The 17,556-nt window shown below is 41.2% G+C and carries 18 protein-coding genes; 5 read left to right on the top strand and 13 right to left on the bottom strand.

What is annotated here, in order from left to right; all coding sequences use genetic code 11:
• The first annotated feature begins 73 nt into the window (after positions 1-73).
• From lpcA to C3007_RS11540, 3 genes are all read left to right on the top strand, one after another.
• Positions 74-658 carry a D-sedoheptulose 7-phosphate isomerase gene (gene lpcA / locus C3007_RS06955; protein ID WP_103853762.1) on the top strand — a complete coding sequence of 195 codons (585 nt, stop codon included), beginning with the start codon at positions 74-76 and terminating at the stop codon, positions 656-658.
• Between the two features lie 112 nt (positions 659-770).
• On the top strand, positions 771-2,183 hold the full coding sequence (gene mltF / locus C3007_RS06950) for a membrane-bound lytic murein transglycosylase MltF (protein WP_103853761.1): 1,413 nt from the start codon (positions 771-773) through the stop codon (positions 2,181-2,183).
• Between the two features lie 51 nt (positions 2,184-2,234).
• Entirely contained in the window at positions 2,235-2,393 is a 159-nt protein-coding gene (locus C3007_RS11540; RefSeq protein WP_164550739.1) for a hypothetical protein, read from the top strand.
• 66 nt (positions 2,394-2,459) lie between these two features.
• Here C3007_RS11540 and mutT read toward each other — a convergent pair whose 3' ends face one another.
• The 3 genes from mutT to secM all read right to left on the bottom strand — a co-directional run bounded on the left by mutT (position 2,460) and on the right by secM (position 6,097).
• Positions 2,460-2,861 (bottom strand): 8-oxo-dGTP diphosphatase MutT, encoded by a 402-nt coding sequence (gene mutT, locus C3007_RS06945; protein ID WP_103853760.1) that lies wholly within the window; start codon positions 2,859-2,861, stop codon positions 2,460-2,462.
• 121 nt (positions 2,862-2,982) lie between these two features.
• Positions 2,983-5,700 carry a preprotein translocase subunit SecA gene (gene secA, locus C3007_RS06940; protein WP_103853759.1) on the bottom strand — a complete coding sequence of 906 codons (2,718 nt, stop codon included), beginning with the start codon at positions 5,698-5,700 and terminating at the stop codon, positions 2,983-2,985.
• 85 nt (positions 5,701-5,785) lie between these two features.
• Complete coding sequence (gene secM / locus C3007_RS06935; protein WP_103853758.1) at positions 5,786-6,097, bottom strand: secA translation cis-regulator SecM; 312 nt, start codon at positions 6,095-6,097, stop codon at positions 5,786-5,788.
• A gap of 106 nt (positions 6,098-6,203) precedes the next feature.
• Between secM and C3007_RS06930 the strand changes: the two genes are divergently transcribed.
• On the top strand, positions 6,204-6,518 hold the full coding sequence (locus C3007_RS06930; RefSeq protein WP_103853757.1) for a DciA family protein: 315 nt from the start codon (positions 6,204-6,206) through the stop codon (positions 6,516-6,518).
• On the opposite strand, the gene C3007_RS06925 is transcribed toward C3007_RS06930, so the two are convergent.
• From C3007_RS06925 to C3007_RS06890, 8 genes are all read right to left on the bottom strand, one after another.
• Positions 6,502-7,371 carry a Dam family site-specific DNA-(adenine-N6)-methyltransferase gene (locus C3007_RS06925; RefSeq protein WP_103853756.1) on the bottom strand — a complete coding sequence of 290 codons (870 nt, stop codon included), beginning with the start codon at positions 7,369-7,371 and terminating at the stop codon, positions 6,502-6,504. The genes C3007_RS06930 and C3007_RS06925 overlap by 17 nt on opposite strands.
• 5 nt (positions 7,372-7,376) lie before the next feature.
• Positions 7,377-8,465: a 3-dehydroquinate synthase gene (gene aroB, locus C3007_RS06920; protein ID WP_103853755.1), complete on the bottom strand. Its 1,089-nt coding sequence runs from the start codon at positions 8,463-8,465 to the stop codon at positions 7,377-7,379.
• Between the two features lie 20 nt (positions 8,466-8,485).
• Positions 8,486-9,034 (bottom strand): shikimate kinase AroK, encoded by a 549-nt coding sequence (gene aroK, locus C3007_RS06915; protein ID WP_279325033.1) that lies wholly within the window; start codon positions 9,032-9,034, stop codon positions 8,486-8,488.
• Positions 9,035-9,170: 136 nt separating this feature from the next.
• Entirely contained in the window at positions 9,171-10,574 is a 1,404-nt protein-coding gene (locus tag C3007_RS06910) for a type IV pilus secretin PilQ (RefSeq protein ID WP_103853754.1), read from the bottom strand.
• 9 nt (positions 10,575-10,583) lie between these two features.
• Positions 10,584-10,943: a pilus assembly protein PilP gene (locus C3007_RS06905; RefSeq protein WP_103853753.1), complete on the bottom strand. Its 360-nt coding sequence runs from the start codon at positions 10,941-10,943 to the stop codon at positions 10,584-10,586.
• Entirely contained in the window at positions 10,940-11,479 is a 540-nt protein-coding gene (locus C3007_RS06900; protein WP_123772533.1) for a hypothetical protein, read from the bottom strand. Before C3007_RS06900 ends, C3007_RS06905 begins: the two co-directional genes overlap by 4 nt.
• Positions 11,460-11,984 carry a hypothetical protein gene (locus C3007_RS06895; RefSeq protein ID WP_103853751.1) on the bottom strand — a complete coding sequence of 175 codons (525 nt, stop codon included), beginning with the start codon at positions 11,982-11,984 and terminating at the stop codon, positions 11,460-11,462. Before C3007_RS06895 ends, C3007_RS06900 begins: the two co-directional genes overlap by 20 nt.
• Positions 11,974-12,774 carry a type IV pilus biogenesis protein PilM gene (locus C3007_RS06890; RefSeq protein WP_103853750.1) on the bottom strand — a complete coding sequence of 267 codons (801 nt, stop codon included), beginning with the start codon at positions 12,772-12,774 and terminating at the stop codon, positions 11,974-11,976. Before C3007_RS06890 ends, C3007_RS06895 begins: the two co-directional genes overlap by 11 nt.
• A gap of 158 nt (positions 12,775-12,932) precedes the next feature.
• On the opposite strand from C3007_RS06890, the gene C3007_RS06885 reads away from it, so the two are divergent.
• Positions 12,933-15,506, top strand: coding sequence for a penicillin-binding protein 1A (locus tag C3007_RS06885; protein WP_103853749.1), 2,574 nt, complete (start codon positions 12,933-12,935; stop codon positions 15,504-15,506).
• Positions 15,507-15,621: 115 nt separating this feature from the next.
• On the opposite strand, the gene bamJ is transcribed toward C3007_RS06885, so the two are convergent.
• The gene (gene bamJ / locus C3007_RS06880) at positions 15,622-16,254 is read right to left on the bottom strand and encodes a BamJ family beta-barrel-assembly machinery protein (protein ID WP_103853748.1); all 633 of its coding nucleotides are present in this window, start codon (positions 16,252-16,254) and stop codon (positions 15,622-15,624) included.
• 44 nt (positions 16,255-16,298) lie between these two features.
• Positions 16,299-17,192, bottom strand: a complete 894-nt coding sequence (gene asd, locus C3007_RS06875) for an archaetidylserine decarboxylase (protein WP_165779962.1) — start codon at positions 17,190-17,192, stop codon at positions 16,299-16,301.
• Between the last annotated feature and the right edge of the window lie 364 nt (positions 17,193-17,556).

The raw sequence follows: 17,556 nt of genomic DNA, 5'->3' as shown, positions 1-17,556 counted from the left end.
ATGAATTAATGGCAAAATCGTGATAGATTAACGCCATTTTAACTTTAATGCATTATCTCAAAAGGAGAACAAAATGTACTTAGATCAAATTAAAGCCGAGCTGAACGAAGCGCAGGACGTGCTTAATAAATTCGTCAATGATGAAAAAAATATCGAATTAATTCAACAAGCTGCGTTGTTAATTGCGGATAGCTTTAAACAAGGCGGAAAAGTGCTTTCGTGCGGTAATGGCGGATCTCATTGTGATGCAATGCACTTTGCCGAAGAACTCACTGGGCGCTATCGTGAAAATCGCCCTGGTTATCCAGCCATTGCTATTTCTGATGTCAGCCATTTAAGCTGCGTGAGTAATGATTTTGGCTATGATTATGTGTTCTCTCGCTATATTGAAGCAGTGGGGCAAAAAGGCGATGTGTTGTTTGGCTTATCCACTTCAGGCAATTCCAAAAATATTTTAAATGCCATTAAAGCCGCGAAAGACAAAGGAATGAAAGTCATCGCAATGACAGGCAAAGACGGCGGAAAAATGGCAGGGCTTGCCGATGTAGAAATTCGCGTGCCACATTTCCGTTATGCCGATCGCATTCAAGAAATTCACATCAAAGTGATCCATATTTTAATGATGTTGATCGAATTTGAAATGGCGAAAGTGGCATAATTTATTTTTCATTTAATTTGATAAGTGCGGTACAAAATTTAATGATTTTTTACCGCACTTTTAAATTTAACCAAACACATAAAATGTGTTGTGATGATAGAGTAGAGCGAGATTGAAAGGTTTATTTTTACGCATAGTGAGTGCCGTTGCCTTATTATTATGGGCCATTGATATGGTGTTCCCGTGGCAGCGCATAATGCAATCGGAAGATAACCCTTATGCAATGGTGCAAACCAAAGGCAAACTGATTGTTGGCACACTGAATAATCCTATTTCTTATTTCATTGGTTCGGAGGGCGCAACGGGGTTTGAATATGAACTGACGAAAGCCTTTGCCGATTATTTGAATGTAGAATTGGATATTCGCCCAATGGATAGCGTTCAAGCACTGTTTTCTGCGTTATCCGCTCATCAAATTGATTTAGCCGCAGCGAATTTGCTTTATCAGCCTGAAAAATTAGAACAGTTTCAGCTTGGGCCGGCGTATTCTTCTGCCTCGTGGCAACTGGTTTACCGTAAAGGAGAAAATCGCCCGAATTCGCTGGCAAGATTAAATGGTCGCTTAGTGGTGGCAAAAGGTTCGGAGCTTAATATATTGCTTAACCGTTTTAAAGAGCAATATCCTGATTTGCAATGGACGACAGTGGATCAAAGCCAAGAAGAATTATTGCTGCAAGTTGCGGAAAGTAAAATAGATTACACCATTGCTAACTCAATAGATATTTCCATTACCCAACAAATTAAGCCACAGCTTGCAGTTGCCTTTGATGTTACTGATGAAGCAACCATTCATTGGTATCTGGCAAATAACACTTATAACGAACTGCAAGCTGCTCTGCTTGATTTTATGAATAATGCCATTGAAACAGGGCTTATTGCACGCATTGAAGAAAAATATTTTAATCATCTTGCACAGTTTGATTATGTGGACACCCGCTCTTATTTAAACGCGATAGAAACAATTTTACCGAAATATGCCGATCTTTTTGATAAGTACAAAGGGGATTTAGATTGGCGCTTGTTAGCTGCTATTGCTTATCAAGAATCACATTGGAACCCAGAAGCCACTTCGCCAACAGGGGTGCGCGGAATGATGATGCTTACTAAGGCGACAGCGGAGCGAATGAAAATCAACAATCGTTTAGATGCGGAGCAAAGCATTAAAGCGGGGGCGGAATATTTGCATTTATTGCTTGCACAAATGCCAAATACCATTCGCCAAGAAGATCGCATTTGGTTTGCCTTATGTGCTTATAATATGGGGCTAGGGCATTTGCTTGATGTGCGCCGTTTAACAAAAAGCCTTGGTGGTGATCCTGATAACTGGCTTGATGTGAAGAAAAATCTTCCCTTACTGGCAGAAAAACGTTACTACACAAATTTAAAATATGGCTATGCGCGAGGTTATGAAGCGTTCCAATATGTGGAAAATATTCGCCGATATATGAACAGCATTGTGAATTATCACCGCGTACAGCAAAACCAAGAAGAACAAAACCAACCTTTACCACAACACAGCAAATAATTTAGGGCGTTTCCCTTAGGCTGTGAATTTTGATAGAAAATAGAGGATATTATGGCAGTAAAAAGAAAAACATTTTTGAAGAAAAACAACACTAAACTCTTCCGTTTATCGCAAGTGCGAGCTTTAAGATTAAAACGTTTGAAACAGCGAAAATTCCGCTTACACGAACGCCATTCATTGCAATTTGTGGTTCAGGATATTTGTTGTTAATGAGTGAAATGAAAAAAGCATTATGTTTTATGTTTTCCACATAATGCTTTTTTTGTTATCGATAAATTATGCATTTTCAGCCAATAAGCGTTGAATAAGCTTGCTGTTAGCGGGGGGAAATTGGCTGGCATCAAGTTCAGATTGCGCGATCCACATTCCCTCTTGCCCTTCTCGTCCAAAAGGTTCACCCACCCATTGTTCCACAAGGTAAAAAGAAAATTGAATGATCTTACTTGGATATTCAAAGGTAAAACGCTCAAATAAACTAGCATTGAGAATATGAATGCCAATTTCTTCTTCTAGCTCTCTGGCAAGGGCTTGTTCCGGTGTTTCACCTTTATCAACTTTTCCACCAGGGAATTCTAGGGCTTGGGCAAAATCTTGTCCCTCAAGGCGTTGAGTGAGATAAATCTGCCCAAATTCATTACGAATAATGCCTGCTGCTACTTGAATGATGGGTTTCGCCATTTTTTCTCCTTAGGGTCTGTTGATCATTCATTTTGCATTTGAGCTATGAATGATCAACAAACTCTCTATAAAGTGCGGTAAAAAAATCAAAAATTTTTCACCGCACTTTATGCTTTATGGATTAACTATATTTCGCCGCACGATTGCCGTGGCAGTGTTTGTATTTCTTACCAGAACCGCAAGGGCAAGGTTCATTACGCCCAATCTTACGATCTGATGGTGGCAATGGTGCTTGCTCTCCTTGAGCCTGCTGATCATCCGCGGTGTTATATTGCATTTGTGCCTGCTCACGCGCGGCCATTTCTTGCTGCAATTTCTCTGCTTGCTCAATTTCTTCTTGAGTACGAATCTGAACTCGGCTTAAGGTGGTAATCACACTTAGTTTTAATGCGTCCAACATATCCGTAAACATTTGGAAAGACTCACGTTTATATTCTTGTTTTGGATCTTTTTGTGCATAGCCACGCAAGTGAATGCCACGGCGTAAATGATCCATCGAAGCAAGATGTTCTTTCCAAAGCTCATCAAGGGTTTGTAGCATAATGCCTTTTTCAAAATGACGCATTGATTCCGCACCAACAAGCTCTTCTTTGCGTTCATATTCTTTTTCTGCCGCGTCAATAATACGCTCACGCAAGGTTTCTTCGTGCAAGGCATTGTTTTCTTCTAACCAATGTTCAATCGGTAAATCAAGGGCAAAATCCTGTCTTAAACGCTGTTCTAACCCTGGAATATCCCACATTTCTTCCAATGAATTTGGTGGAATATATTGATCGATCACGCTGTTGAAAACATCTTTGCGGATCACTTTAATGGTTTCGGCAATGTTGTCATTATCTAATAGTTCATTGCGCTGTTCATAAATAGCACGGCGTTGATCATTAGCCACATCATCAAATTCTAATAAATGTTTACGTCCATCAAAGTTATGCGCTTCAACTTTTGCTTGCGCAGAAGCGATTACTTTAGTGAGCAATTTCGATTCCATTGCTTCACCTGGTGTGCTGAAGGCTTTGCGCATCATATTGAGCTTACCTTCGTTTAAGTAAATACGCATTAACGCATCGTCTAAGGATAAGTAGAAACGTGATGAACCTGGGTCACCTTGGCGGCCTGAACGTCCACGCAACTGGTTATCAATACGGCGTGACTCGTGGCGTTCCGTACCAATAATATGCAAGCCACCCGCTTGTTTTACAATATCGTGGCGTTCTTGCCATTTGGCTTTGATTTCTTCAATTTGCGCTTCTGTTGGGTTATCCAATTTTGCCACTTCAGCTTTCCAGTTACCGCCAAGCACAATATCTGTACCACGTCCTGCCATATTGGTGGCAATGGTTACGGCCCCCGGATAACCTGCATTAGCAATAATTTCCGCTTCTTGGGCGTGGAATTTTGCGTTTAATACGCTATGTTTAATGCCAGCTTTGGTTAAAGCATCAGATAACAATTCCGATTTTTCAATAGACGCCGTTCCCACCAACACGGGTTGGTTGCGCGCAATACAATCCTTAATTTCTTCAATAATCGCAGCAAATTTGTATTGTTCATTTTCAAACATTAAATCTGTGCGATCATCGCGAATCATTGGGCGATTAGTTGGGATCACAATGGTTTCCAAACCATAAATTTGTTGGAATTCAAAGGCTTCGGTGTCCGCTGTTCCTGTCATTCCAGCTAATTTTTCATAAAGACGGAAATAGTTTTGGTAAGTGATAGAAGCGACCGTTTGGTTTTCATTTTGAATTGGCACACCTTCTTTTGCTTCAATAGCTTGGTGTAAACCTTCTGACCAACGGCGGCCTGCCATTGTACGCCCTGTATGTTCATCAACAATGATAATTTCACCATCTTTTACGATGTAATCCACATCACGTTCAAACAATGTATGGGCGCGCAATGCGGCATAAACGTGGTGCAACAGCGTGACTTTGGCAGGGGAATACAGAGATTCGGTTTCTTGCATCAGGCCTTGATCGATCAGCCATTGCTCGATTTTTTCTTGCCCACGTTCTGTGAGATAGGCCTGCTTGCTTTTCAGATCTAAAGTGTAGTCGCCATCACCTTGGTATTCTTCGGTGTCTTCTTTATCTTGTTTGATTAAATGAGGAATCAATTTATCAATGGCAATATAAAGTTCTGAACTGTCTTCCGCAGGCCCTGAAATGATCAACGGCGTACGCGCTTCGTCAATCAAAATAGAATCCACTTCATCAACCAAGGCATAATAAAGTTCTTTTTGGAAGCGATCTTGTGCTGAATGAGCTAAATTATCACGCAAATAATCAAAGCCTAATTCACTGTTAGTGGCATAGGTAATATCGGCAGCATAGGCAGCACGTTTTTCTTCCGCTGGCAAGCCCGGCACGTTTACCCCAACGGTCATTCCTAAAAATTCAAATAATGGGCGGTTAGTTTCCGCATCGCGGCGCGCAAGATAATCGTTCACCGTAACAACGTGAACGCCTTTTCCTGTTAAGGCATTAAGATAGCAAGGCAAGGTTGCGGTAAGGGTTTTCCCTTCCCCTGTGTGCATTTCAGCAATACAACGATTATTCAGCACCATACCGCCAATGAGCTGCACATCAAAATGGCGCATACCGAGTACACGTTTACTCGCTTCACGCACGGTGGCAAAGGCTTCTGGCAATAAGCTTTGTAGGCTTTCGCCGTTTTTTAAGCGCTCACGAAATTCTGCCGTTTTGCCTTGCAACTGTTCATCGCTTAAGGCTTCAAACTCCGGCTCCATTTTGTTAATTTTGATCACTTGTTTATTCAAACGGCGCAGAATGCGATCATTACGGCTACCAAAAATTTTTGTAAAAATAGTTCTAAACATAATTTTATTTCTTTTATATCAATAGGTTAAATTAAACTTCAGCAATCGCTGAAATCAGTTAAAAGGTATTTACTAGAAAGAAAGGTTAAGCCGTAGGGCCAGCGCGGATCGGCGTGGCGGCACTAAGTACAGAAAAAACAAAGTGCGGTGCTTTTTTAGTGAGAATTTTCGGTGCAACAAAACTTTTTTTGCTTGGTTTTTGTTGCTGTTGAATAATTTGTTTGTGAGCAACTCGCTGATGACAGCCAAGCTGTTGCATTTGGCGCTGTTCGCGCGAATAATTTTCACAGGCAAGCCCTGCATTTTCCACGCCTTGCGCATTAGGCAAGGCAAAGATCGCAATCATACTAAGTAGTAATTGCGACCAGAAATGCTGTGTGCTTTTAGATGAAATCATTCGCTAACTTATTTTTAATTAAAAATTCGCTGTTATTGTAGCGGAAAATCACTACAATGTCTTATTCTGATGTGTAATATTAGGGCAAAAAAGCCGAAAACAAGCGATGCGATACAGTAAACCAACCAACGTACAAGATGTGCTAGAAAATTCCAGCCTAGGCAAAATTATGCAAAAAGGCATTTTGTTACAACAACTGAACGAGCAAGTAGAACGCCTATTTCCCAATCAATTTAAAGGCTTTTATCGCGTTGCCAATCTTTCCGAAACCACGTTGGTGATTGAAGTGGCAAATGCGATGGTACGCCAAAGTTTGTTATTCAAAGAAAAAGATCTCTTGGCAAAAGTGCAGGGCTTAAATCCGCAGATTCAGCAACTTCAATTTAAAGTCAATCCCGCCTTAATCACTCAGCCGCGTTGAGTTTTTGCCCGTGAAAACTGGCGATCAGCTCGTTTACCTTAATTCGTTTGTGCGAAGCTTGGCTGATTGAGCGCTGTACTTTTAAGCGTTTGATTTTCGCCCCGTGGTAAATTTGACGGGTAAATTTGGTATCGTGATTAGAAATTAGCACCGGAATTTGTCGTTCCCTTGCGGTACGATGCGCCAATTCCGCCAAGGCTTGCTGATGATCTAACGAAAATTCATTGCCAGCATAACTGGTGAAATTGCTTTCTTGTTTGATCGGTGCATAAGGCGGATCGCAATAGATCACTGAATTTTCATCGGCAAATTTAAAGGCTTCGTGAAAATCTGCACAAATAAACACCGCACTTTGCGCTTTATGGGCAAAATAGCGTAACTCAATTTCGGGGAAATAATGAGTTTTATAGCGTCCAAATGGCACGTTAAACTCATTTTTGCTGTTGTAACGGCATAAGCCATTAAAGCCAAAACGATTGAGATACAAAAACAACACAGAACGCTCAAAGTTATTGGTGGATTGATTAAACTGAGCGCGCCGCGCGTAATAATAGTCTGGCGTATTCGCATCAGGGTGAAAAAAGACGGTTTTCACAGCTTCAATATACAAATTGACATCTTGTTTAACGGTGTTAAATAGATTGATCAAATCCGCATTAATATCCACCAAAATATAGCGTTCAAATTGGCTATTCAAAAAAACAGCCCCAGCCCCCACGAAAGGCTCAATAAGACATTGTTTTTTCTTAGGAAATAATTTATTGATTTGATCCGTAAGACGAAACTTTCCCCCCGCCCATTTTAGAAAAGGGCGGTATTTTTGTTGTGGGAAAATTGTCGCATCAGGATACATTGAGATCAGTCAGTTTGTGTGCAACGTGCAATAGCTGCAAGAACGAGATCTTTGTCGCTATCGCTTGCCACATAAGCTTGCCCGAGCGATTTTAGCAGCACAAGGCGTAACTTGCCTGCTAGCACTTTTTTATCGCGCATCATATGCGGTAAATAATCTTCGGGTTGCATTGTATCTGGTGAAAGGGTTGGCAAATTAGCGCGCGCAAAGAGCTTTTCTAAACGCCCTACATCTTGCACTGATAAATCCCCTAACATTTCAGAAAGCGCAGCCGCCATCATTGAACCAGCGGCTACCGCCTCACCGTGTAGCCATTGCCCATAGCCTAAATGGGTTTCAATGGCGTGGCCAAAAGTATGGCCTAAGTTGAGCAATGCGCGATCACCTTTTTCTGTTTCATCTCTTGCCACTACGTCCGCTTTAATTTGACAACAACGCGCGATACATTGCTGCAACGGCGCTTGTTCAAGGGCAACCAATTCATCAATGTGCTGTTCTAACCATTCAAAGAAAGGATAATCTAAAATCGCGCCATATTTAATCACTTCCGCCAAACCTGCATTAACTTCGCGTTTTGGCAAGGTATTCAAGGTGAGCGTATCGACAATCACGGTGCAAGGTTGATAAAACGCCCCAATCATATTTTTACCTAAAGGGTGATTAACTGCGGTTTTCCCCCCCACAGAAGAATCCACTTGTGCAAGTAAGGTGGTTGGAATTTGGATAAAACGCACTCCACGTTGATAACTGGCTGCGGCATAGCCCACTACATCACCAATCACACCACCACCTAGAGCAATTAAGGTGGTATCGCGGCCGTGATTTTTTTCTAATAAGGCGGTAAAAATTAGATTAAGCGACTCTAGATTTTTGTATTGTTCCCCATCAGGCAATAACAGGTGATCAACCTGACAACCCAATTCCGTCAAGGTTTTTGTTACCTGCGCAAGATAATGTTGTGCAATGGTTGGATTGCTCACGATCATCACTTTATCACCTGATTTTAGGGGATAAACACTCGGATCAGAAAGCAGGCCTGCGCCGATATAAATAGGATAACGGCGTTCTTTTAATTCAACATTTACGCACAACATCATTTTTTCCTTTTGCTTAATTAGCCGTTGATATTTTCAATTAAATCAACAAGTTGATTTGCCATTACTTTGGCACTTTGATCATCAGTAGGTAAGGTAATATCCGCCACTTCTTGATAAAGCGGATTACGAATTTTTGATAGATCTTCTAACACTTGACGCGGATCTTCCACATCTTGCAATAATGGACGTTTTTTATCACGTTGAGTACGTTGGAATTGTTTTTCCACCGTGGTTTCTAAATAGATCACAATGCCACGGGCAGAAAGGTGATTACGGTTTTCTTTTGACATCACCGCACCGCCGCCTGTGGAAAGCACAATGCCTTGTTTTTGTGTTAATTCATTAATAATACGTTCTTCGCGTTTGCGGAAGCCTTCTTCACCTTCAACATCAAAAATCCAGCTAATGTCAGCGCCAGCACGTTGTTCAATTTCCGCATCTGTATCAATAAAATCCATTCCTAACATTTGCGCTAATTGACGACCAATAGTGCTTTTCCCTGCTCCCATTGGGCCTACTAAGAAAATATTACGTTTCTCTGCCATTTTTCGTTGTTCTTCTTTAATAAAATTTAAAATAATTGATCTTTCCGACAAATAAAAAGACAACCACAAAATCAAATATGGTTGCTAAAAGATCACCCAAAAAAATAATGGGGATTATCTCAATAAATGCCCACCTTTTTCAACCGTCAAAGCAGATTTATTTACCAGATTTGTGCGAAATCTTGCTAGAAGATGACGAAGTGCGGTGATTTTTTGGCGGATTTTTCACCGCACTTTGTTTTTCGGCCTGTTGCCCTTTTTTGATCAAATGCGGTGTGACGAAAATCACCAATTCCCGTTTTTGATGACGCTCTACTTCTTTGCTAAACAAGCGTTTAATCACTGGAATATCACCTAGCACAGGCACTTTATCTAAGGCTTTGGTAATGGTATCGTGGAAGATGCCGCCTAACACAATGGTTTCTCCATCTTGTGCAAAAACTTGCGTGTTAATTTCTTGCTTATCGATGGCGATCACTTCGTTTTCACCATAAGCCACGCGCCCACCAGGGGCATTTTGGCTCACCACCAAATCCAACAAAATGCCGTTATTTTTGGATAAATGTGGCGTTACTTCTAGCCCCAGCACTGCTTCGCGAAACTCAATGCTCTGGCTGTCATTTTTATTATTATTCACCACATAAGGAATTTCCGTCCCTTGCTTAATGCTCGCGCTTTTCTTATTAGTGGTAAGCAAACTTGGGCTAGCGATAATTTCTACGCTATTTTCTCGCTCCAAGGCAGTCAATTCTAAATCAAGCAATCTTCCATTAATTTTGGCAATCTGCAACGCCACCGAGCCTGCAGGGGTATTGGTGGTAGCAAAATTGACGTTGAGATTATCAGTAATATTGGCAAAACCGTTCGCATTCAGACTACCCATTACTTTATGGCTTGCATCTGTTGGCGTAAAAATCCCCCAACGCACGCCAAGTTCTTTCAAACTTTCATCACTAATGGTGACAATGCGCGCTTCAATGGCGATCTGTTCAATGGGCTTATCCATTTCCGTAACCAAGCGTTTCATTTGGTTTAATACGGCTTTTTCATCTTTAATAATCAATAGGTTACTGCGATCATCAAAACTCATACTGCCATTTGCTGAAAGCAACGAGCCACTGCCCGAAGTGAGTGTTTTCATCACTTCAGATGCTTTGGCATAGTGCAGTTTTATTGTCATTGTTGATAATCTGGAAAGTGCTGGCTCAGGCAATGTATCTACAAATTCAATGGGAAGGTTATTAGCTACTTCTGGCAAAGAATTTTGCGAGGCTTTACTGAGATAATAAATACCATTTTCCTGCCAGAATTGGAGCTGTTTTATTTTGGCAACCACTTGCAAAAATTGCGCGAGCGTAGTTTGTTGCAGTTGTAAAGAAATTGAACCTTGTAATTCGTCATCGATTACTAAATTAACCTTCTGTTGTGCTGCTAGCTGTTGCACGGTCTGCACTAAAGGGGCTTGCTGTAAGCGAATTGAAAAGGTTTCGCTCGGTTTTTCGCTTGCGCTGGCAAATAATGAAAAACTCAGAAAAAACGCACCGCACTTTAATAATCGCATTTTTTTCTCCTAAAAGGTTAAATAAACAAATTGTGATTGCATACAGTCAAAAAGTGTAATTTGCTGTGGTGAAATATCCTTAATCTGCAATCTTTCTTGTGCAACCACATCTTCCTTTTGAATAAGCATAACTTGTTGATTTTTATCACTAAAAATTGCTTTGTTGTTTTCTGGAAACTGAATAATTCCAACTAACTTGAGCTGTTGAAAAGAAGCCTCTTCCGCCAAGATTTTTTTATGTGTAGGGCAATTTGTAGAACTTGGCTGAGCGACGATTGCCGCCTGTGCTGTGCGCTGTGTTTTATCAAAAGGATCTTGTGCAGAAACAAAGGGGCTGAGCAGTATGAGAAAAAGAAACGCTTTTTTCATTGTTTATCCTTGGGTAAAGAAAGTTTAAAACGAACTTCGGTGATTAGCGAGAGTTGTGAAAGCGGGTTTTCGCGTGTTTTGTAAATATGCAGTTGTAATACATTGAGTTGCGGTGTGCGCTTTAAAAGTGCGGTCAAAAATTGGTGTAAATTATTGAAATTGCCGACTAATTGCATTGTTAAATAAGGCGCTTGGTAAAAATCCCATTGGCTATTTTTTACTTGTAGTTGAAAATCTTGTGGACGCAAAACCTGATTTATTTGGGCAATATCGCTTGTGAGTTCAGGCGTAAACGTATTTTGTGTGTTTTGTTGTAGTGAGCTTAAAATTTGTTTTTGATGTGCCAAATCTTGTTCTAATTGCAGAATTTGGCGATCTGTTTGGCTATTTTGCTGTTGAATTTGCTGATATTCCATAATCCAAAAAGACACAGGCAAAAAGGTAAAAATCAGCAATAGAGCGTATTGCTTGGCGGCTGAAAGCTGGGCGAGCTTGCCGAGTAAATTATGCGGATTATTAAAAATTTGCTTCATCATCTTGTTCATTTTTTAATTGAAATTCAAAAGTCAGCTGTGAACCTGTGGGCTGAAATTGCGTGAGTTGGGAATGGTTAAATAGCGCTAATTGCGTGATGCGTTGCTGTAATTGCTCAAATTCTTGTTGATCTTCTGTAAAACCATTGAGCAATAATTTTTCTTGCGTAAGCGCCACGTCATTTAGTTCTCCTTGTTGCAAAGGAAGCGCAGCAAGCCAGTCTAAAAATTGAATAACCTCTTGCGATGGCAAACTTTGTTGTTCTTGCTGATAAACATAGTGTTGTCTTAAGGCACTAATCTGCTCAATGGTTTGGTTTAAATTTTGAGAAAGTGTTTCATATTGCGCATTCTTTTGTGGCGCGATGGCTTGTTCTGCTTGTAAAACGTTGAACATCGCAAGGTGGCAAGCAAGGCTTATGGCGAAGCAAATTCCCGCTCGCAGTAATAATTTTTTCATATTTTTATGATGTGCAGTCAATCGCCACGGTAGCAAATTAATCGCCATTTGTTTCTCCTTTCTGTTGCCAGAAAGATTGTTGCCATAAGGCATTGCCTAAGGCGATAAAGGGCAAATCCGTTTCGACTTTCTGCCAGTGATCAGGCAAGGTGTTTGGTAAATCATCGCAATAGTAATAAATTTGCTCAGGCTGCAAGGAATAACGCTGGCAGAACATTTCAGCAAGTGCGGTGAGATTTTTGTCAGTTTGTTGCATAAATTGAACCGCTGAGGCGTTGGGCTGAACGGCAAAGGTGTGTTGCTTATCTTGGTAAAGAAAAAGCACCTGTTTTTCCGTGCTAACCTCTGTGAGATATTGAAAGGCGCGGATTATCGCGTGGATACAGCAATCCAATACTTGAATAGGAAAAGGGGCGTAAGCGTTGAGATAATCCAAAGCAGTTTGTTTTTTTATGGCAAAAATACTTAGTTTGAAGCCTTGTTTGAGCGGTTCTGATTGATAATCAAACCAGATTTCTTCAAGGGGAAGGGGCAATTCTTGCGATAATAAAAATCGACATTGTTGCTCACATTCCGCGGCAGTTAAAATTTGTGGCAGCAGCAGATTTTTGATCCAAGTGTATTGCGGTGAGATTGCCGTGATAAATTTTATTGCTTTCAAGGAATTATTGCCTGATTGTGGTGTAAGCTGCGTAGCAAGCTGTGGCAAGGAAATTGGTGAAGATAGGGTACAGGTGTGTGGTTGATTTTTTTCATCAAACCAAACACATTCATAATTTTCACCTTGTTTCCACACACCAACTTGTTTTTGTGTGGTGAAATTATTCGTTTTCTTCATTCTTCCTACTTAAATATTCATTTTAAATGCACTTTTAGCTTTGGATTTCCTTGACTAAACTTTATACTTACGTTTTAAGGAAGTAGTTAAGCTAAAATCTTGGGTTTTAGTTTTTCTGATTTTTTTCAATTTTGCACGAATGAAGAGAGAATTTTACGATGCGGATCGCAAAATTAATTTTAAGTAGCTTGCTGACTATTAGCATTTTAGGCTGTGTTGTCGCAGGAATTATTTATGTTCAACTAAAATCAGGCTTGCCAAGTGTAGATTCCCTAAAAACTGTGGAATTACAGCAGCCGATGCAGATTTATACCGCTGACGGCAAACTCATTGGTGAAGTGGGCGAACAGCGCCGTATTCCAATGAAACTGAATGAAATTCCACCTAAATTAATCGAAGCCGTTCTGGCCACTGAAGACAGTCGTTTTTACGATCACCACGGTTTAGATCCTATTGGTATTGCGCGTGCAATTAGTGTTGCGATTACCAAAGGGGGAGCTTCACAAGGGGCGAGTACCATTACCCAACAGCTCGCGCGTAACTTCTTCTTAACGCCAGAAAAAAATATTGTGCGTAAAGCAAAAGAAGCCATTTTGGCGATCGAAATTGAAAACACCCTAAGCAAAGATGAAATTTTAGAGCTATATTTGAACAAGATTTATCTTGGCTATCGTGCTTATGGTGTGGCGGCGGCGGCGAAAACCTATTTTGGTAAATCCCTCGATCAGCTCACCTTATCAGAAATGGCGGTGATCGCAGGCTTGCCAAAAGCACCTTCCACAATGAATCCGCTCTACTCTCTTAAACGCGCAACGGCACGCCGTAATGTGGTGCTAGGGCGTATGTTAGAAATGCAATACATCAGCAAAGCGGAATATGATGAAGCCATCAATGAGCCTATCGTAGCCCGTTATCACGGTGCGCAGTTAGATTTTAAAGCAGATTATGTTACCGAAATGGTACGCCAAGAAATGGTGAAACGTTTTGGTGAAGAAAACGCCTATACCAGTGGTTATAAAGTTTATACTACCGTGCTTTCTGCCGATCAAGCAGAAGCACAAAAAGCCGTGCGTGATAATTTGCTCGCCTATGATATGCGCCACGGTTACCGCGGTGCCGCTGTTTTATGGAAAAAGGGCGAAACCGCTTGGGACGAAGATAAAATTATTGATGCGCTAAAAAAATTGCCTAATTCAGCGCCTTTAGTGCCAGCCGCTGTATTGGAAACTAGCAAAGCGGGCGCAAAAGTATTATTAGATGAGGGCAACAGCATCACACTTTCCCCTGCTGCAATGCGCTGGGCAGGCAAAAGACAACCAAAAGCAGGCGAACAAATTTGGTTGCGTCAGCGTGGTAATGGTGAATGGCAACTTTCTCAAGTGCCAGAAGTAAATTCTGCCTTAGTTTCATTAAATAGTGATAATGGTGCGATCGAAGCCTTAGTGGGCGGTTTTAGCTTTGAGCAAAGCAAATTTAACCGCGCCACTCAGTCTTTAGTGCAAGTAGGGTCATCGATCAAGCCTTTCATTTATGCTGCTGCATTAGAAAAAGGGCTAACCTTATCAAGTGTGCTACAAGATTCCCCGATCGTGATCAAAAAACCAGGACAAAAAGTGTGGACACCGAAAAACTCGCCAAACCGTTATGACGGCCCAATGCGCTTGCGTGTGGGCTTAGGGCAATCCAAAAATATGATTGCGATCCGCGCAATCCAAATGGCAGGCATTGATTTTACCGCCGATTTCTTGCAACGCTTTGGCTTCCAGCGAGATCAATATTTCGCCAGTGAAGCCCTTGCTTTAGGGGCGGCTTCATTCACCCCACTTGAAATGGCGCGTGCTTACGCGGTGTTTGATAACGGGGGGTTCTTAGTAAATCCTTACCTTATTGAAAAAATCCTTGACAATACCGGCAAAGAGCTGTTTGTTGCGAATCCACAAATTGCTTGTGTTACCTGTGATAACATTCCTGTAATTTACGGGGAAACTGAAAAATTAGATGGGTTTAAAAACCTTGATTTAGAGCAACCTGATAATTTAGTTTCTACGGATAGTAGCACCAATGGTGAAGAGCTAGATCAAGATGATCAACCTAATGATATTCCAGAACTTGATCGCCAAAATAAAAAATTAGATGAAAACGCAATTGATTTTATGGCGCAAGATAAAAAAGCCAATGATCAAGTGCAGTATGCGCCTCGCGTAATTAGTGGTGAATTAGCTTTCTTAATTCGTAGCGCATTGAATACCGCAATTTACGGCGAACAAGGTCTAGGCTGGAAAGGCACAAGCTGGCGAATGGCAAATCAAATTAAGCGTTCGGATATTGGTGGAAAAACAGGGACAACCAATAATTCAAAAGTGGCTTGGTATGCCGGTTTCGGGGCAAATATTACCACCGCCGTTTATGTTGGCTTTGATGACAACAAACGCAATTTAGGCAAAGGCGAAGCGGGCGCACAAACCGCAATGCCAGCTTGGATTGACTATATGAAAACGAGCTTAAAAGATGTGCCAGAGCGTAATCTTCCACTGCCACAAAATATTATCGAAAAGCGTATTGATACGGGTTCAGGGCTGCTTTCTAACAGTGGTGGACGTAAAGAATACTTCATCAAAGGCACAGAGCCTAAACGCGCCTATGTTAAAGAACGTGGTTACTATGTCCCACCTGAATTGCTAGAGCGTTTAAATGGAGGAGTGAAATCCTCTGAACAACAAGAATTATTCTAGTACAAATTACCGACAGGATAAAAAAACAAAGTGCGGTTGTTTTTTCAAGAATTTTTCTAATTGGAAAAGAAAAGACCTAGCGAAATAGCTAGGTCTTTTTTATGCGGAAGATAAATTAAAGAATATCCAACAATTCCACTTCAAACACTAAGGTGCTAAATGGTGGGATTGATGCACCTGCGCCGCGTTCGCCGTAGGCGAGGTTGTGAGGAATGGTGAGTTTCCATTTTGAGCCAACTGGCATCATTGAAAGGGCTTCAACCCAACCTGGGATTACACCACTTACTGGGAATTCAGCCGGTTGGCCACGTTGTACAGAGCTGTCAAAAACCGTGCCATCTGGCAATGTTCCTGTGTAGTGAACGCGTACTTGATCTTGTTTGCTTGGAATTTTGCCGTTACATTCCACTAACACTTCATATTGTAAGCCTGAATCAGTTACTTTAACGCCCTCTTTTTTCGCATTTTCCGCTAAATAGGCTTTGCCTGCTTCTTCAATTTGTTTAAATTGAGCTTTAGCGGCTTCAGCAGCCTCTTGTTGAAGTTGTTGTAATGCTTGGCTCACTTCGTTAAAATCAATGGCTGGTGGGTTTTGATTTAATGCATCAAAAATCCCTTTCGCCACTGCATCTGCTTTTACCGCTAATTTGCTATCAACTAATTGCTGACCGATTTGTAAACCGATACCGTAACTGCCTTTGGCAGAAACATCATCTAAAGCGACTTGGTTAAAAAATTGTTCTGACATTGTTTTTTCCTTCTATTAAAAATAAATGTGTTTGATGAAGCGATTTATTCCATCGTGTTTTTATAAGCTAACACTTCGCCCATATGCACTGGCACATCAACCGCCAACTGTTCTGCCAATTTCACTTGATTCGGCTGGAATAGATTGATTACCGTAGAACCAAGCTGGAACGCGCCCATTTCTTGGCCTTTGCGTAATTTTACGGCATTTTCACCGCTATATGTCCAGACTTTCACCTCTTTGCTACGCGGTGGGTTAATCACGCCCGCCCATTGAGTGCTGATACTTGCTGTGATGGTTGCACCCACTAAAATTTGTACCATTTGCCCAAATTCCGTATCAAACACGCAGATCACGCGTTCGTTGCGCGCAAATAAATTTGGAACGTGTTCCGCTAAAAATGGATTAACTGAAAACAGTTCACCCGGTACATAAATCATTTTGCGTAATGTGCCATCGCAAGGCATATGTACACGGTGATAGTCGCGTGGTGAAAGATAAATGGTGGCGAACTCACCATTTTTAAAGGCCTCAACCAATTCTTCGTCATTAGCAAGCAAATCAGCGAGGCTAAAATCCTGCCCTTTCGCTTGTAATAAACGATCATTATCAATATGACCGAGCTGGCTGATGCAACCATCAGCAGGCAAACAAAGTGCGGTCGGATTTTCATCGATTTTTCTTGCACCGTCCGCTAATGGGCGGATAAAAAATTCATTAAAGGTGGCATAATCGTTAAAATTAGGTTTTGCCGCCTCTTGCATATTCACTTGGTATTTTTTGGCAAATAATTTGATAACAAAATGGGTTACCACGCCCCAGCGTTGCTTGGCAAACCAGCCTGCAAGTTGCGTTAAATAAAACTGCGGCATTACATATTGAAACGCCACTTTTACACGTTGCCAATAAGTTAAAGGCATTTGCGTTTTTAATGTCATAAGGTTTTCCTTTGTTAAAATGGAAGGGCGATTATATCAACTTATCCTACTTGTGCAACGATATGCGGATTTTGCCTTGATTTATCGCAGGAATGGGGGTAGTGTTCGTTTTCGATTATATTGATGTAGGGGCGCACCTATGTGTGCGCCCGAAAATTAATGATTATTACGAACGGACACACAGGTCCGCCCCTACAAAAAATGATATGAGAGGCGGACGAATACAGCGTTCTCCCTAGAATTTACTTAAATGATAGGTGAAAAAGAGCAGTGTTCGTTCTCTATTATATTGGTGTAGGGACGCACCTATGTGTGCGCCCGAAAAATTAATGATTATTACGGACGGACACAGGTCCGTCCTTAC

Source organism: Avibacterium gallinarum (assembly GCF_002921135.1).
In the GTDB taxonomy this organism is placed as follows: Bacteria; Pseudomonadota; Gammaproteobacteria; order Enterobacterales; family Pasteurellaceae; genus Avibacterium; species Avibacterium gallinarum.
This window is presented reverse-complemented; position numbering and strand designations above follow the sequence as displayed.

Coding starts and splice junctions, on each gene's coding strand:
- aroB (WP_103853755.1), bottom strand. CDS start 8,465: ATGTTGTGCGTAAATGTTGAATTAAAAGAACGCCGTTATCCTATTTAT.
- C3007_RS06900 (WP_123772533.1), bottom strand. CDS start 11,479: ATGATGAAGCAAATTTTTAATAATCCGCATAATTTACTCGGCAAGCTC.
- C3007_RS06905 (WP_103853753.1), bottom strand. CDS start 10,943: ATGAAAAAAGCGTTTCTTTTTCTCATACTGCTCAGCCCCTTTGTTTCT.
- asd (WP_165779962.1), bottom strand. CDS start 17,192: ATGACATTAAAAACGCAAATGCCTTTAACTTATTGGCAACGTGTAAAA.
- secA (WP_103853759.1), bottom strand. CDS start 5,700: ATGTTTAGAACTATTTTTACAAAAATTTTTGGTAGCCGTAATGATCGC.
- C3007_RS06925 (WP_103853756.1), bottom strand. CDS start 7,371: ATGTATCCTGATGCGACAATTTTCCCACAACAAAAATACCGCCCTTTT.
- C3007_RS06885 (WP_103853749.1), top strand. CDS start 12,933: ATGCGGATCGCAAAATTAATTTTAAGTAGCTTGCTGACTATTAGCATT.
- C3007_RS11540 (WP_164550739.1), top strand. CDS start 2,235: ATGGCAGTAAAAAGAAAAACATTTTTGAAGAAAAACAACACTAAACTC.
- secM (WP_103853758.1), bottom strand. CDS start 6,097: ATGATTTCATCTAAAAGCACACAGCATTTCTGGTCGCAATTACTACTT.
- C3007_RS06930 (WP_103853757.1), top strand. CDS start 6,204: ATGCGATACAGTAAACCAACCAACGTACAAGATGTGCTAGAAAATTCC.
- C3007_RS06910 (WP_103853754.1), bottom strand. CDS start 10,574: ATGCGATTATTAAAGTGCGGTGCGTTTTTTCTGAGTTTTTCATTATTT.
- C3007_RS06890 (WP_103853750.1), bottom strand. CDS start 12,774: ATGAAGAAAACGAATAATTTCACCACACAAAAACAAGTTGGTGTGTGG.
- C3007_RS06895 (WP_103853751.1), bottom strand. CDS start 11,984: ATGGCGATTAATTTGCTACCGTGGCGATTGACTGCACATCATAAAAAT.
- bamJ (WP_103853748.1), bottom strand. CDS start 16,254: ATGTCAGAACAATTTTTTAACCAAGTCGCTTTAGATGATGTTTCTGCC.
- mutT (WP_103853760.1), bottom strand. CDS start 2,861: ATGGCGAAACCCATCATTCAAGTAGCAGCAGGCATTATTCGTAATGAA.
- lpcA (WP_103853762.1), top strand. CDS start 74: ATGTACTTAGATCAAATTAAAGCCGAGCTGAACGAAGCGCAGGACGTG.